This is a genomic window from Neobacillus mesonae, assembly GCF_001636315.1.
Classification (GTDB): Bacteria; Bacillota; Bacilli; order Bacillales; family Cytobacillaceae; genus Neobacillus; species Neobacillus mesonae.
Genome location: NZ_KV440949.1, coordinates 5,626,680 through 5,640,646, shown reverse-complemented (window position 1 = coordinate 5,640,646; position 13,967 = coordinate 5,626,680). Strand labels below are relative to the sequence as shown.

General features: G+C 32.1%; 16 protein-coding genes. 13 read left to right on the top strand and 3 right to left on the bottom strand.

Annotated features, from left to right (window positions below; all coding sequences use genetic code 11):
* Positions 1-84: 84 nt before the first annotated feature.
* The 7 genes from A6749_RS26610 to A6749_RS26580 all read left to right on the top strand — a co-directional run bounded on the left by A6749_RS26610 (position 85) and on the right by A6749_RS26580 (position 5,813).
* Entirely contained in the window at positions 85-405 is a 321-nt protein-coding gene (locus tag A6749_RS26610) for a DUF3221 domain-containing protein (RefSeq protein ID WP_066400040.1), read from the top strand.
* Positions 406-702: 297 nt separating this feature from the next.
* Positions 703-900: a hypothetical protein gene (locus A6749_RS26605; RefSeq protein WP_066400036.1), complete on the top strand. Its 198-nt coding sequence runs from the start codon at positions 703-705 to the stop codon at positions 898-900.
* Between the two features lie 343 nt (positions 901-1,243).
* Positions 1,244-2,020 (top strand): class I SAM-dependent methyltransferase, encoded by a 777-nt coding sequence (locus tag A6749_RS26600; protein WP_066400026.1) that lies wholly within the window; start codon positions 1,244-1,246, stop codon positions 2,018-2,020.
* Positions 2,021-2,271: 251 nt separating this feature from the next.
* Entirely contained in the window at positions 2,272-3,252 is a 981-nt protein-coding gene (locus A6749_RS26595; RefSeq protein WP_066400023.1) for a hypothetical protein, read from the top strand.
* A gap of 258 nt (positions 3,253-3,510) precedes the next feature.
* Positions 3,511-4,692 carry an NUMOD1 domain-containing DNA-binding protein gene (locus A6749_RS29065; RefSeq protein WP_066400021.1) on the top strand — a complete coding sequence of 394 codons (1,182 nt, stop codon included), beginning with the start codon at positions 3,511-3,513 and terminating at the stop codon, positions 4,690-4,692.
* A 206-nt stretch (positions 4,693-4,898) separates the two neighbouring features.
* Positions 4,899-5,096 carry a hypothetical protein gene (locus A6749_RS26585; RefSeq protein ID WP_066400018.1) on the top strand — a complete coding sequence of 66 codons (198 nt, stop codon included), beginning with the start codon at positions 4,899-4,901 and terminating at the stop codon, positions 5,094-5,096.
* 225 nt (positions 5,097-5,321) lie between these two features.
* Entirely contained in the window at positions 5,322-5,813 is a 492-nt protein-coding gene (locus A6749_RS26580) for a hypothetical protein (RefSeq protein WP_066400016.1), read from the top strand.
* Positions 5,814-5,921: 108 nt separating this feature from the next.
* Here the strand turns inward: A6749_RS26580 and A6749_RS29220 are convergent, their stop codons facing one another.
* Complete coding sequence (locus A6749_RS29220; protein ID WP_269085735.1) at positions 5,922-6,188, bottom strand: transposase; 267 nt, start codon at positions 6,186-6,188, stop codon at positions 5,922-5,924.
* A 448-nt stretch (positions 6,189-6,636) separates the two neighbouring features.
* Here A6749_RS29220 and A6749_RS26575 point away from each other — a divergent pair, with 448 nt between their 5' ends.
* The 6 genes from A6749_RS26575 (at position 6,637) to A6749_RS27915 (ending at position 12,356) form a co-directional block, all read left to right on the top strand.
* Positions 6,637-8,619 (top strand): retron system putative HNH endonuclease, encoded by a 1,983-nt coding sequence (locus A6749_RS26575; RefSeq protein WP_066400013.1) that lies wholly within the window; start codon positions 6,637-6,639, stop codon positions 8,617-8,619.
* Positions 8,612-9,511 (top strand): HNH endonuclease family protein, encoded by a 900-nt coding sequence (locus A6749_RS26570; RefSeq protein WP_066400009.1) that lies wholly within the window; start codon positions 8,612-8,614, stop codon positions 9,509-9,511. Before A6749_RS26575 ends, A6749_RS26570 begins: the two co-directional genes overlap by 8 nt.
* Positions 9,512-9,928: 417 nt before the next feature.
* Positions 9,929-10,255 (top strand): 3-phosphoshikimate 1-carboxyvinyltransferase, encoded by a 327-nt coding sequence (locus tag A6749_RS27920; protein WP_084798001.1) that lies wholly within the window; start codon positions 9,929-9,931, stop codon positions 10,253-10,255.
* Between the two features lie 318 nt (positions 10,256-10,573).
* Entirely contained in the window at positions 10,574-10,879 is a 306-nt protein-coding gene (locus A6749_RS26565) for a hypothetical protein (protein WP_066400000.1), read from the top strand.
* Between the two features lie 126 nt (positions 10,880-11,005).
* Positions 11,006-11,338: a DUF6678 family protein gene (locus A6749_RS26560; protein WP_066399997.1), complete on the top strand. Its 333-nt coding sequence runs from the start codon at positions 11,006-11,008 to the stop codon at positions 11,336-11,338.
* 100 nt (positions 11,339-11,438) lie between these two features.
* On the top strand, positions 11,439-12,356 hold the full coding sequence (locus A6749_RS27915) for a DUF4240 domain-containing protein (RefSeq protein ID WP_084798000.1): 918 nt from the start codon (positions 11,439-11,441) through the stop codon (positions 12,354-12,356).
* Between the two features lie 391 nt (positions 12,357-12,747).
* Here A6749_RS27915 and A6749_RS26550 read toward each other — a convergent pair whose 3' ends face one another.
* Together A6749_RS26550 and A6749_RS26545 are read right to left on the bottom strand one after the other, a co-directional pair.
* Positions 12,748-13,416, bottom strand: a complete 669-nt coding sequence (locus A6749_RS26550; RefSeq protein ID WP_084797999.1) for an NAD(P)H-dependent oxidoreductase — start codon at positions 13,414-13,416, stop codon at positions 12,748-12,750.
* A 22-nt stretch (positions 13,417-13,438) separates the two neighbouring features.
* Positions 13,439-13,918, bottom strand: a complete 480-nt coding sequence (locus tag A6749_RS26545) for an Rrf2 family transcriptional regulator (protein ID WP_066399994.1) — start codon at positions 13,916-13,918, stop codon at positions 13,439-13,441.
* Positions 13,919-13,967: the final 49 nt, after the last annotated feature.

Genomic DNA, 13,967 nt, shown 5'->3' with positions numbered 1-13,967 from the left:
ACAAACTGTAACATTCATCTGGTTGATGCGTTTAATGTGAAAAGTAGATGCTGTTTTGATGAATACTGTTAAAGGAGATTTATCTTGAAAAAGAAATACAATTTGTTATTGATACTATTCATAAGCAGTTTATTATTTGCTTGTAACACAGAAGATGTAAAAAGCATAGATGAACGTGAAGTATATGTAACTTTTAGAGGAACAATCGCAAAAATGATTACCGACGATCGTGCTATTGTCCATTGGGAGGAAGGCGGTAGAACGCATAGAATACTTGTTGACCTTTCAGTAAATAGTGCAGTAACCTTTCAGGTTGGGGATGAAGTAGTAGTTGGTTATGATGGTGAAATCAAGGAATCAGATCCTGCTCAAATTAATACCCTTTCCGTTGAATTAGTTGATTAATACATTAGGGAAAGCTCAAAAAGCTAAAATGTAATCACGATTTCAAAATGAAAATTTCGGTATAATCCAATTAAAACCATACCTTTAATGATGTTAGTTTGTGAGAACTTAAACTTAAACTATCGGGTGCTTATGTAAAAGACGGGATGCTGCGGTGATCCCCTTTTCTTATTGTGCTAACGGAGCAGAATAGTTTAACAATGATAATGGTTGTTTGTGGTAAAATTTATAAAGAATGGTTGTTTAATTTATGGGAAATGCAAGATAACAAAGTAAGGAAAATATAGGGGATGAACTATGAATAAAGAACATTATATACTAAAAGTAATTTTTCTGATTCTTTCTTTTGTATTTTTAATTTATTCTATATATCAAATTGTTTCTTTTATAAAACGACAATTTATCGGCCCACCTACAAATTATCTTTTGTTTATTCTGAGTATATTGGCAATTTGGAAATTACTTACCGAAAAAGTGGATGATAACGAGGAATAAGATTGCTGTGGGTGGGATTACGTTTATAATGTTTTAAATTCTTTTTGTGAAGAAATACACTTAAACTATCGGGTGCTTGAGCGAAACAAGGAGTTGTTGTTATGGCTCCTTTTTCTTGTTCGAAAGGGCAAGTTAATTGGAAAGGGACCAATTTATTGAAAATTAAAAATTTATCTATTGTCCAAATTTTCCCCTTTATGTTAAAGTTATTACATTAAATTAGAAAGTGAGTGATTTTTGTGATAGTCAGCTCAAAAGTATATCCAAATAAAATTGAGGTGCTGAAGGCCTAATCTAGTATTATTGCCCTTCAGTAAAAACAAAATACGGAGGGGAAACAATTATGTCTTTTAGTTATTACGGAGAGCTTTGCACGAAGGTTTATGATTTAACGAAAAAAATAGGCCAATCATTCGGTGGAGATATAGAGTTTTATCAAGAAAAACTTAAAAACTGTCAAGGACGTATTCTGGAAGCAATGGTTGGTTCTGGACGTGTAATCATACCTCTTTTAGAAGCGGGTCTCAATGTAGACGGAGTTGACTATTCTACTGAAATGTTAGCTTCGTGTAGTCAACGCTGTGAAGAACGTGGGTTAAAACCAATCTTATATCAATCAGATTTAAGGGAATTATCATTACCTTACAAATATGAAGCTATTATTATTCCTGCTGGTTCTCTCTTATTAATTGAAAATCGAGAGGATTCAATCCAAGTATTAAAGAAACTTTATGAGCATCTTGAAACTGGTGGAAGATTAATACTCGACCTTTTCTTACCAGACGACAATCCTCATGTTGGAAGTTTTGAAGGAACTTCAACTTTTAACGTTTCAAATGGTGATATTATCACTATGGAAGGGAAACTTGTGGAGGTTGATTTTCTTAACCAATACAAGGTTTCATATTTAAAATATGAAAAATGGCGTAAAGGAAAACTTATCCAGACTGAATTACAACGTTTTGCTTTACGTTGGTACGGTGTTGAGGAGTTCAAATTAGTTTTGGAGAAAATAGGATTTTCAGAAGTCGTTATTTCAGCTGATTTTATCGAGGGTAAACAACCAACAAATAGTAAACAGCAAATCGTTTATGAAGCTGTAAAAAAAAATAAATATTAAAAATAAAACAACCCTTACAGGCAACAAAGTGAGGGTTGTTATTAATTTTAATTTGATTGTTAAAATGATAGCGTGTTTTATTAAACATAATGGCTAATAAAAGTGAAATTGTGAAGAAATATACTTAAACAAACGGGTGCGATAGTTGAAGAATGGGATGACTGTGGCTATCCCATTTTCTTATTGTGCAAACGGGGCAGTTTAGTTGACCTATAAATGTTAAAATAAAGAAAAAAGAGGGGTTAATATAAATGAAAAAGATAATAGTTTTTTGTTTAGTTCTTTTTGGGATGACAATCTCTGGGTGTGGAAAAACAACAGGTGAATCAACCAAAATTCCCCCTGAAAGTTCGAAGCAAAAACCCAAAACAACTGAAACAACATCACAAAGTTCGAAGCAAAACACAAATCCGGCAGTGAAAGCATCGCCATCTAAAAGTTCAACATCTTCAGAAATACCACAGGCGAGTGATAAGATCAGCGATGTTTGGCTGGCAACAGGAAAACAGGATGGGGTAAGTAGCACTTGGTACTTTAACAATGGGCAATTAACAGTCAATAACGTGTACCATTTTTCTTATACAATCGCTAAAAATAAAGATTCTCATGGGTATACGGTTGTAACGATATCAAATAAAGAAGGCAAAAAACATGCTCTCTTATTGAAAAGAAATGGCAGTAATTTTGACGGTAGAACTGTTGAGGGTGAGGATTATGTAAAATATTTAGCGGATGGCACGGTTCCAAGTGGTCAAATTATCGAATTTATATATCAACAGAAACAGGAAAAAGTTGTTTCCCAAAATGCTTCTCTTGAAGAGATGGAGCATTTAAAGAAGACGCTTAGGACCTATATATTTGATACGTATATGCCGGGTCCTGATTATGTTTATGCTAAAGGTATTAACTGGTCTGAGAATTTCTACGATAATTTAACCGCTAATGAGATTTGGAATGTTATAGAGGAATTTAAGAAAAAAAATAACGGTAAAGAAGGAACTCTCTTTGAACAAGCCCAGTACCTTTCTTGGAATGCGCCTATAAAAGATAATTGGAAAGAGCTATTTTTTGAGGACTGGAATAACAGTAATAATAGGGAAGATGAAATAGTAAAATTAATTGATAAAGGTGATACTGTATGGGTTTATACGGATTCTGTACCTTATACTGGAGAAAAAGATAATTATCCTATTGAAACAGTCGATAAAAGAACTGGTTCTTGGCACGGGTAGAATTTAAAAGAAGACTTGCCGACCTCTATTTTCAAAAGAAAGTATAAAATTTCCATCCACTACAGTTTGATAAAATAAATTATGTTTTTGTTGGAATCCTCTTCAACTAAATATGTGCTTTAGTTAAACAAAAAACGATTAGGTTGTCATTTTATGGCAGCCTTATTTAATGGTATTTAATCAACATTAAACGCTAACACAGCTTTTATTAAAGATTTATTGTTTAACAGAGTATAATATATCGGGAGGTGAAATGAAATGTCTAAAGGTATTTACGCCCTGGAGATTAACGGGCGATATTATATAGGTAAAGATACAGTGATTCATAATCAAAAACGGATTAGGGATCATTTGCTACTGTTGAACAAAGGTGAGCATTACAATACGCACCTTCAAAGAGCATACATAAAATATAATAAAGAAATTACCTGGTTTATCGTTGAAGAACATGCGGATATATCGAATGTTGAACTCTCCATTCTCGAAAGGAAAATAATCAAACAATTTGATTCTTTCACCAACGGATATAATATGACCTTAGGTGGCGAAGGGATGTATGGTTATACTTGGAGCGAAGAGCAGAAAAAGAAGGGTTCTGAACGGATCCAAGGCGAAAAAAATCCTAATGCCAAAATCACTAAAGAAGAATTCTTGGATATAGTTGAACTGCTTATCACCGGTAAGAGTAATAGATTCATCGGTGAATTGTTTGATCTGAATGACAGATATGTATCTCTTATCCGTCATAAAAGAAGATACAGGCATCTATGGCAGCATATAGAGTATGACGCTGTGAAATCAAACGATGTTGCTGAGCTATTAGGAAATGTAAGTGAACAGGAGTTTCAAATAATTATAGAAAAAATGCTAGAGGGTTATACGAATAGAGAAATTGAAGATGAACATGAGCTTCCTGGTGGGACCGCTAGCAGAATAAGAAATAAAAAATTGTATTTATCTTGGTGGGAGAAACACTATCCGGACTACGATGAAGTAATTAAGAGAATTGCGGAAGTGCACTCTAAAAAAATTAGTGAAATACAGATTTTGAGCGGGCAAAAAGCAAAAGGAATAAAACGGAGTCCTGCTACTAAGGAAACCATGAGAAAAACTAACGGAAAAAGCAAAGCTGTTATGATCGACGGAAAAGAGTATAGCAGCATGATGCACGCTGAAGAAGTAATCGGGATAAATCGAAAGGTTATAGCCAAAAGGGTCTTAAGTGATGTATATCCGAATTATACTCGAGTTATAAAAGCTCCAGATATAACGTGCCAACCGCTTCAACCGAATGATAGAAAAAGCAAGGCTATTCGGATAGACGGCATTGTGTATGAAAGCATGAGCCAGGCCTCTAGGGAGCTAGGAATTGACAGAAAAACTATTGCTGGAAGAGTTATGAGCCCTTCTTTTGAGAATTATGAGCTGTTTGATGAATAATATCATATGTAAAGCTCCTACCAATATTTATTTTTGTTCTATTCACGAGGTAATTTGGATAGATTGTGAAAGATTGTACTTAAACTAATGGGTCCCCAAGAGTTGAAGATTGGGATGGCTGCGGCGATCCTTTTTTCTTGTTGTACTAACGGGGCAGGTTAGTTGAAGTATGTGAGTTTGGGTAATATAGCAGTAGAGGTGATTTGATGGAGGATTTTTTATTTTATTTGTTAGCATTCTTAGGTGTTTTACTGATGTTTATTAGTGTTATTAATATTTGGATTATAGATACAAAAAATAAGAAAAGTGAAGAAAAGAAAAGCAAAACAAAGCATATCAAGTTACTTATCGTCGGGGGAATTGTATTTATTATATCCCGTGTCTTACAAGGCCAACTTCTTTAAACGATGAAGCGTTTCACACCTTATAAAGCTTAGTGGTGTGTTGGCTTTAAAGCATTAACATCCTTTTTTTGTTTAATTCTTCTTCTTCTACGAACGGGTGCTTGAGTTTAATAAAGCGTTGCTGCGGCAACTCTTTTTCTTATTCCGCTAACGGGGCAGGATAGCTCAATAAGGATATAATTATCATAGCTATGCTCGAAGATAATTGATAAAGGAGAAATCCTAATGTATAACTTTTTCAATAAGGCAAAATTACAAAAAGATGATTTAAAAGGCATTGCGAAATTAATATATCAGGATGTATCTAATGATTCCTGGGATAAAGAGAACCTTACTAAAAGAAATTTAGACTTTACTATTGAAAGCGTTCGTTATATTGATATGTACACAAAAAGATTAATGGATACAGAGTTTGGCACTGAAATCTTAGGTAAGCATTTTGATAATTTAGTGCTTCGTATAGGTGCATATGTAGGTGAGGTTATTAAAAGTAATGTCAAACAAGACTTTTACTGGTATGATTCCGATTCTGTACAAAATTTTTCTCCCAATCTTATTGAATTGCACAGTGTTACTAAAACACAGGGTGTACTTTATTCTAAAAAGAAGGATAAAGTGATATTACCTTTAAGTGTAGTATCGCAGCTGTTCAAAGGAAACTGCTCATACAGTAATTTGCTTACTTATGTGGAAGAAACCATTAAGCAAAATTGTTAAATAATTTTGAAGATTTCGTTCAACATGTGTGTTGATCTGGAAGGATTAACCGCCTTTTTTGTTGAATTCCTTATTGGACTAACGGGCAGTTTAGTTAAACAATTATCATTAGCTTTTTTTCAACAATCGGGCCATATTGTTGAAAAACGTCCTTATAGAAGTCTGGATATTTATGTTGAAATTTAAGTGAGATTGTGATTCAGTTAGGGAATGGTGCTTAATCCACTTATAAATAGTTACTTCAGAAACACCATATTCGCTAGATAGTTGACTGACCGTTGTACCCGAGCCATAAAGCTCGACTACAGTTTGTTTAAATTCTTGATTGTATCGTTTTTGACTCGTAAAACAGACACGTCCTCTCGTTAGTTCAATAATAGTAACTTAATCGAGTTGTGTCGATACCTATATACTACATTCACTCATTATAATGCGGCTAATGGATGTGTTAATTGAAATAATTAAACAACATAACCTGTACTAAGAATACTAGAAGGTTTAGTTTATTATAAGAATTTAGCGAAAGCTCTTAAAACCTTGTATATAAGTATTTGAGGGCTTTTACTTATTTCTAGAGAGATATCCTTGATCAAGGTGTGTTTTCGCAGAGTTTTACACATATTTACATTGTAAATATTAAATTAGTTATAATTAATGATATATTTAGGAAGATATTTATGGAGTCCGAACATCAGCTGCCTTAGTGTTAGGCGGAAATATTTCATACAATATTTAATAGTAATTGTGCAGTTTTTTATTCGGAAATTTCTTTGTTAGCATGTTTTATATATATTATTTTTTTATTAGAAAGGAAGGGTTAATTTTGATCAAAGTAGAAATTTTAGATAGACCTCGGGAAAGTATGAGGCTTTTAAGAATAAAAGAAAAATTAAAAGATTATCTAGAACGAGCTAATCATGATGTAGATAAGATTGGCAATATCAGAAATATAGTAAGTTATAGAAAATTTAATTTTTTACCAATTAGACAGCTAGATAAGGAATTATGTAATCATTTAATCGAACAATTCAAAAATCGATGTGCATATTGTGAAACAGTGCTAGATACAGCTTATATTGAGAACTTTATGCCAAAATCGCTCTATCCGCATTTAGCATATGATTGGGAGAATCTATTGCCAGTATGTCCTACATGTTCTCATTCTAAAAGAGATTTGTTTCCTGTTGAAGAAACAAATAGTGTTCCCTTGCTACTTAATCCTAGATTAGATGATCCAGAAAAACATTTACAATTCTTGGATAATGGAGAAGTATTACCAAAATCTGACAGAGGGGAAGTAACAATAAAAACTTTAAATTTAAATAGAGAAGTGTTAATAAAAAGACGTCTCGAATATTTTAATCATTTAAAGGCTAATAAAGTTTTATTTGGTAATGCTAACTGGATAGAGTTTTGTGGAATTGTTTCGCATGTAGCAATTAGACGTTCATTTATTTTTAATGAATTTTCGCTAAATGCATTATGGAGTCTAGCTCTTTCAAAACGTTCCGATTTATTTGAATTTTTGCGTTTGAATTCTAAAATGAATAAAAATGAATTTAAGGATATTTATAATTGTTATCGTCTTAAGGAAGAAAATCTAATAATAGAAACAGAAGACTATAACATTGTTTCACAATACATTCAAAGTTTTAAGGTTGAAAATTTATCAGGTTTAAATTTTGAATATAACTTCGACTTTTCTGCTAAAACTCCTTTTTTAATGATATTAGGTGAAAATGGAACTGGTAAAACAAGCTTATTACAGACAATGGTTATATCTGCAACTCGTAATGTGAGTAAACCAAAAGGATTTGCAAAAAGATTTGAAAATGGACGCTTAGCTGTAACATATGGGAAATTAGAGGATGTAGAAACTTTACATATAATTGATTTTAACAAGGGTAGTAGAGTAGTAAACTTAAGGAACGATATTCCCATTGCTGCTTATGGAGCAACACGATTAATTGATAATGAGCATCGTCAGAAAAATATTCTGCGGAGTCAAAATGTTAGTAATATTTTCCCTATATCTAATAATTCATATTTTTTGCCTAAGCTAGTCGATTGGGCAAAAGAAGAAGATATTATATTAATACAAGAAGCACTAGTAGAAATTTTACCAGTAGAATCTGATGAATCAGTTTATTTAATGTATAAGGAAGAAGAAAAAGAATTTTTGGTAACATTCGATACAGTTAGCTATTATCGATTTGGTGAGCTTAGTAGTGGATATAAAACTATTGTTGGCCTAGTAGTTGACATTATGCGTTTCTTATTAAGCCTGCCTAATAATTCTGGACGTTACACTCCAGCGATTATTTTAATTGATGAAATTGACGTTCATTTACATCCCTCATGGAAAATACGAGTAGTAGATTTGTTTAGAAGAACCTTTCCACACGTACAATTTATCATGACAACTCATGATCCATTATGTTTGAGAGGTTTAGAACAAAATGAGATTATTGTGTTTAAAAAAGTACTGAGAGAAGGCAAGACCTTTGTATTAACAGAAAATGTACCATTTCAAGGAGATTTGAAAATTGATCAAATTTTATTGTCTGATTTATTTGGCTTAGAGAGTACTCTTGATCCAAGACATGAAGAGGAAATTAATTCAGAATATAGTTTTTCAACAGATGCTAAATTTAAATACTATGGTTATAGCCCAACTGAGCAAATTGCTCTTAAAATTATTGATGAATCTATCCAAGAAAAGAAAATCAAATTAAATGAAGATATCAATGAGATTGATGAAGACATTAAAGCAGCTGTTTTGAGATTGTGGGGATTAGATGATTAATGTTACAAAAGGAACTGAACCAATATATTTAATTAATCAGAATGCAGATAAAAATGGTGAGAAAGAGAGAATAATAAAATTTATAGAAAATGAAAAGAAAACTTGGGAAGATTTGAAAAAAGTTTTTTCTTTTAGTGTTTATTCGAATGATTCTGTAAAAAGGCAACTTAAAACAGATTTCCATTCAAAATGTGCTTTTTGTGAGGGTATTTTTACGCAAAATAGTTATGGAGAAGTTGAGCATTGGCGCCCCAAAAAAGGGGTAACTGGAAATTCTAAACATAAAGGATACTATTGGCTTGCATCAGATTGGAATAATTTATTATGGTCTTGCCGTGTATGTAATTCTACTAAATATAAAGGGAATCATTTTCCATTAAAAGATATAAACAAGACTTGTTATGATAGTAAAGGCAAATTAGCCAATGAAGAACCACTTCTACTTAATCCGTGTGACCCTAAAGTTTCAATCGAAAATCATATAGAATTTCTTCATAATGGTATTATACAAGGTAAAACCATTGAGGGAGATACATCAATTAAAATATATGGATTAAAAAGACCGGACCTTCAAGCTGAAAGATATAAACATGCCATTGAGCTTGAACGTAGCTTTAATCAAATAAAAGTTGCATTTCAAGATTTGATTTTCTACTTAGAATGCGAGAGACAATCTTCTTTACAAAGTTTTGGATTAAATATTAAACAAAATATTAAAAAAAAGAAAAAATTAATTATTGAATTAATAAACATTATTAATGAAAGGCTTTCAATTAAAAGAGAATTTGTTGGTATGAATCAACAGTTAGTTAGGCATCATGTTAATGCTTTAGCAAAAAATAAGGTTTTATACAAAATATTAAAATCAAGAATCAACCTAAGTTTATTATAGTTTATTTAAATGTTATTTAACTTTGAAAGATTTTTAACAATTACATAACTGATTTTTGTATAAGTAAATTGAATTAGAAATAGTTATTACGTCGATTAATAACTAGTTGGCTATAAATTTGCGCGAAAGTTGACGGTAGATATCGTACTAGAGGCACTAAATCACGCTGTACAAGCACAAAACCCTGCACTAGGCCTAATATTTCACACCTACTTGGGCTCGCAATACAAAAGCGAGGACTTTCAAGAACGACTAAAAAAATATGAACTTCGTGAAGTGATAGAAGATGCAGGTCTGGGGATGGGAGGATATAAGTAAAGAAAATGTATCAGATGAAGAAGTCTTGAATTACTTGATATATGGTTAACTGACATTAAGTATCTTGATGAAAAACTTGATTACAATCAATTAGCTAAGATGAATTTCACGGAATTAAGTGCATATTGGGAAACAATACTACCCAATTTAATTCATGAATCTAATCGAATTAGTGTAATATGTGAATCACTTTCTAGGTTAGGAATTAAAGTGGAGGAATTTAAAGATGGATTAAAAGTGTATCCAGGTAACCCGAAACCAACTTTACTAAATACGCATGATGATCATAGAGTAGCAATGTCATTAGCACTTATCGGTTCAAGAGTTGGTGGGATACAAATAAATGATCCAGGATGTGTTTCTAAAACTTGCCCTCAGTATTTTGCGTTGTTGGAGAGCTTAGGTTTAAACATAATTCAATATTAAATTTTCTATTGATAATTAAAGGATGTTATTGAACCAACCCAGGGCGATTCTTTGGAAACTAACGGGTGCAAGAGTTCAAGATCAAAATGAGTTGTGGCGACAGCTCATTTTCTTTTTGTGCTAACGGGGCAGGTTAGTTGAACAAAGAAAATAAATATTATCCACAAAGTGAACAATATAAAACAATAAAAAATTTATAAAGGACTGGTAATAATAAGTATAATTTCACTAATCAAACCATTAAGAAAGTATGAGGATTATGTTTATAAAGCCAATACCTATGAGAATTTATTCTTAAGAAAAAAGGCAATCCAGATATTGAATTTAGCCATTAAACAACCCAATTTCAGTAAAGAAGAGAAATCAAGTGGTTTTATTTATTTGGGGATTTTATATTCAAAAATAAAGGAATATAAATTAGCTTCAGATTGCTACTATCAAGGGCTTGAACTAATGATAAATGAGAATTTTAAATACCATAACAATTTTAAACAAGCCATTGAAGCATTTATAAAAAATGAGGATTTCGAAAGGGCAAAATTTTGGTTAACTAATCTTATTCAACGTCAAAGTTATGATGAAAAATTTAAGAAACTTGCTGTATTAGAAAAGAAAGTACAGTAATCCTTATTCAGCTAACGGGGGCTTATGTTAAAGACTGATACTGCGGCGATCCCGTTTTCTTATTGTGCTAACGGGCAGGATAGCTGAATAAGCAAATATCCGAATTAAGCAGCAAAGTGGTGAGGGATGATGGAAAGTAAACTAAAACAACAATTAATGAATAATACAAAGTGGGAAGAAATTAGAGTAGCGATGTATAATTGCCCATATAATGTCCAATGGCGGACAAAGGATCTCGAATCGGGATACATATCTCCTTGGGATGGTGAATGGTACTACCATTTTAAGGATGGGGGATATAAAACAATTGAGTGGTTAGAGATAAAGGTAGAAACCGTCGAAATTAGGGATGAAGTCAGAACCATACTCCGTAATATCCACGTTCCTGGAGTGGCTTGCGACAATGTAATTAGGGTTTATGGGTATGGCGAGGTTGGCAGCTTTATGGACTATCTTTAAAATTTTTTTCTTAAACAAACGGGGCAGTTTCGTTGAAGAAGGATAATCGACTATTATAATTAAAAGTTAAGGTAGTATCTATTCTATAGGGGGATTCAAAATGGCTAAAGAGAAGTCTAAAAATACAGTATCAATTGGAGATGTTTTTGCTGTAAGTTTACCAGATGGTAGATATGGGGCAATAAAAGTTGCTAACCAGATAGACAATTCTTATCTTATTATCACAACACCATATATTGGAACAGAAATACCATCTATTGAAAATGAACTTTTAGGTGAAATCCTTCGACAGAATCGCTTTTTTTACAATAATGATAAGGCATTGATTTGGGTCGATGGAAAGGTACCTAAAGAGGTTATTTACATTGGGAATATTCCTTTGTCGAGTAATGAAAGAAAGATAAGATGTAACGCTTTCGGTGATAAATGGGATAAAACAGTTGGAATGGCAGTTTTTTTAGAGTGGCGATGGGAATATGATAGGGAAAACTTCGAGAAAGAAATTCAGGAAGAAGAAAGAAGAATTGAAGAACAATATCGTAAAAGGTCACAAAAACCTAAGAAAATGATGAAAGATGAAACCTTTTGGTCAATTATTTCCCTACTTAATTTTAATGACGAAAATGACGAAGAAGAAATATTAGAACCTGCTATTAACGCATTGGCAAAAATGAGTGTAAAGGATATAAAAGAATTTGAAGAAGCCCTATCGTACAAGCTCTATTTGTTAGATACAAAAGAACACGCTCAAAACATAGGAGAATATTCATATGACGAAGAAACTCAAGGCTATTTTTCTGCCGATTTATTCTTGTATTTTAGATGTTCAGTGATTGCTGAGGGAAAAGAATGTTTTGAACTAACTATTAAAAATCCTCAAAATATGCCAAAGGATAATTCATTTGAACCATTACTGTCTTTAGCATCCGAAGCATATACAAAAAGAACTGGAAAAGACTTTGAATATATCACAGGTTGTGATTATGAATCCTTTTCGAATGTGGAAGGTTGGGGGTAATATTTTATATTAATGCGTTATTTATAAGTATATCTTATTGAACTATCGGGGTGCTTTAGTTGAATAAAAAAGGATAAACTTTATTATGAAAAATTGATATTTAATCAGACAGAAAACCGTCATTTTGATCAATCTATTTTTCAAAATAACGGTTTTTAATACAGCTGTTGTATATGGAAAGTATGGAGTTTTTAATCAATATTTATTTTAAATCTTTAACCATGCCTTTATATGTATACTTAAAATGAACAATCTCAAAATGTGTAATAAAGCTACATGCAGTAATTGCAACGGAAGATATAGAAAAAAACTGATTATTTATAAAAAAATAATTAAGGTAACTCAAAAATAGAGTTACCTTAATCTTTAGCTATCTTTTTATATTTATTCTTTATACAAATTCTATTATTTCGTCTAAAGTTCTTCTGGTTTTAGCGCGTTTTGGATCTTCCTTTCTATAGCCAAAAGCTACCATTACTGAAGGCTTCCAATTTTCTCCTTTTATTAAATTTTGTTCTTTTAGGATATTTTCCACTTCATCATAATTAAAGCCTTCCATTGGACAGGAATCTATTCCAATAAGAGCAGCAGATGTCATCATATTTGCCATAGCAATATAACTTTGTTTAGAAGACCAATCGTTTAATGCTCGTTCGTTGTTTATAATTCCACGGGCTTCTTGCGTATCTTTTAGAGCATTGGATATAAACTCCATAATTTCATCTGGCATCTTTTGAACGTCTTTCATATGTTTAAAAATATAATCAGAGTCATATCTAACATCAGTGCGACTTAGTATGATTATAAAATGACTTGCGGTATCAAGTTGACTTACTGCACCCAAAGAAACTTCTTTTAGTCGTTCCCTTAATTCAGCATTTTGCACAATTAAAAATTTCCAAGGTTCAAAACCTAATGAGCTTGGAGATAACCTTCCCGCCTCAAGTATAAAGTTAAAATCCTCTTCTGAAATTTTTTTGCTGTTATCGAAATTTTTAGTTGCATGTCTAAACTGTAAAGCATTAATTACTTGTTCTTTTACTAGAAAATCTGTATTCATGATTATTTTCTCCATTCTATGGTTAATTCTGGTTGTTGGTTTGTTGGACTAAATTTTGATTTACCCAATCTTGCAAATCTTTTTCTTTATGCAACTCTGTAAATAGAGTGGAAATAGTCTCACTTTTTAAGACTGTTATCCAAGAAGTTTCCGCTCTTTCCATTAAGTCACTTAGCACACATGCTTCTTTGTCCTTCTTATGAATCATTTCTCCTAAAACATTATTGGAATAGTACAATGCTTGTTGTCCCTCGATTGCTAGGAAAATATCATATATCCTTATTTCACTAGGGGTCTTTTTTAGTTTAAATCCCCCTTTTTTACCAGGAACTGAAGTTATTAGATCAGAATCTGCAAGCTTCCTTAAAATTTTTTGAAAATAAGTCGGTGAAGCTCCTATCTGGTTACTTATTGCTTCGCCTGGCAAAACGGACTTAGCGGGTAACATACTAAGTAAACAAATGGCATATACACTTTGTTCAAATCCATTTTTAATTTGCATAACAACCACCTCTTTTCTATAACGAATAAAATGAGATAAACAGGATAAT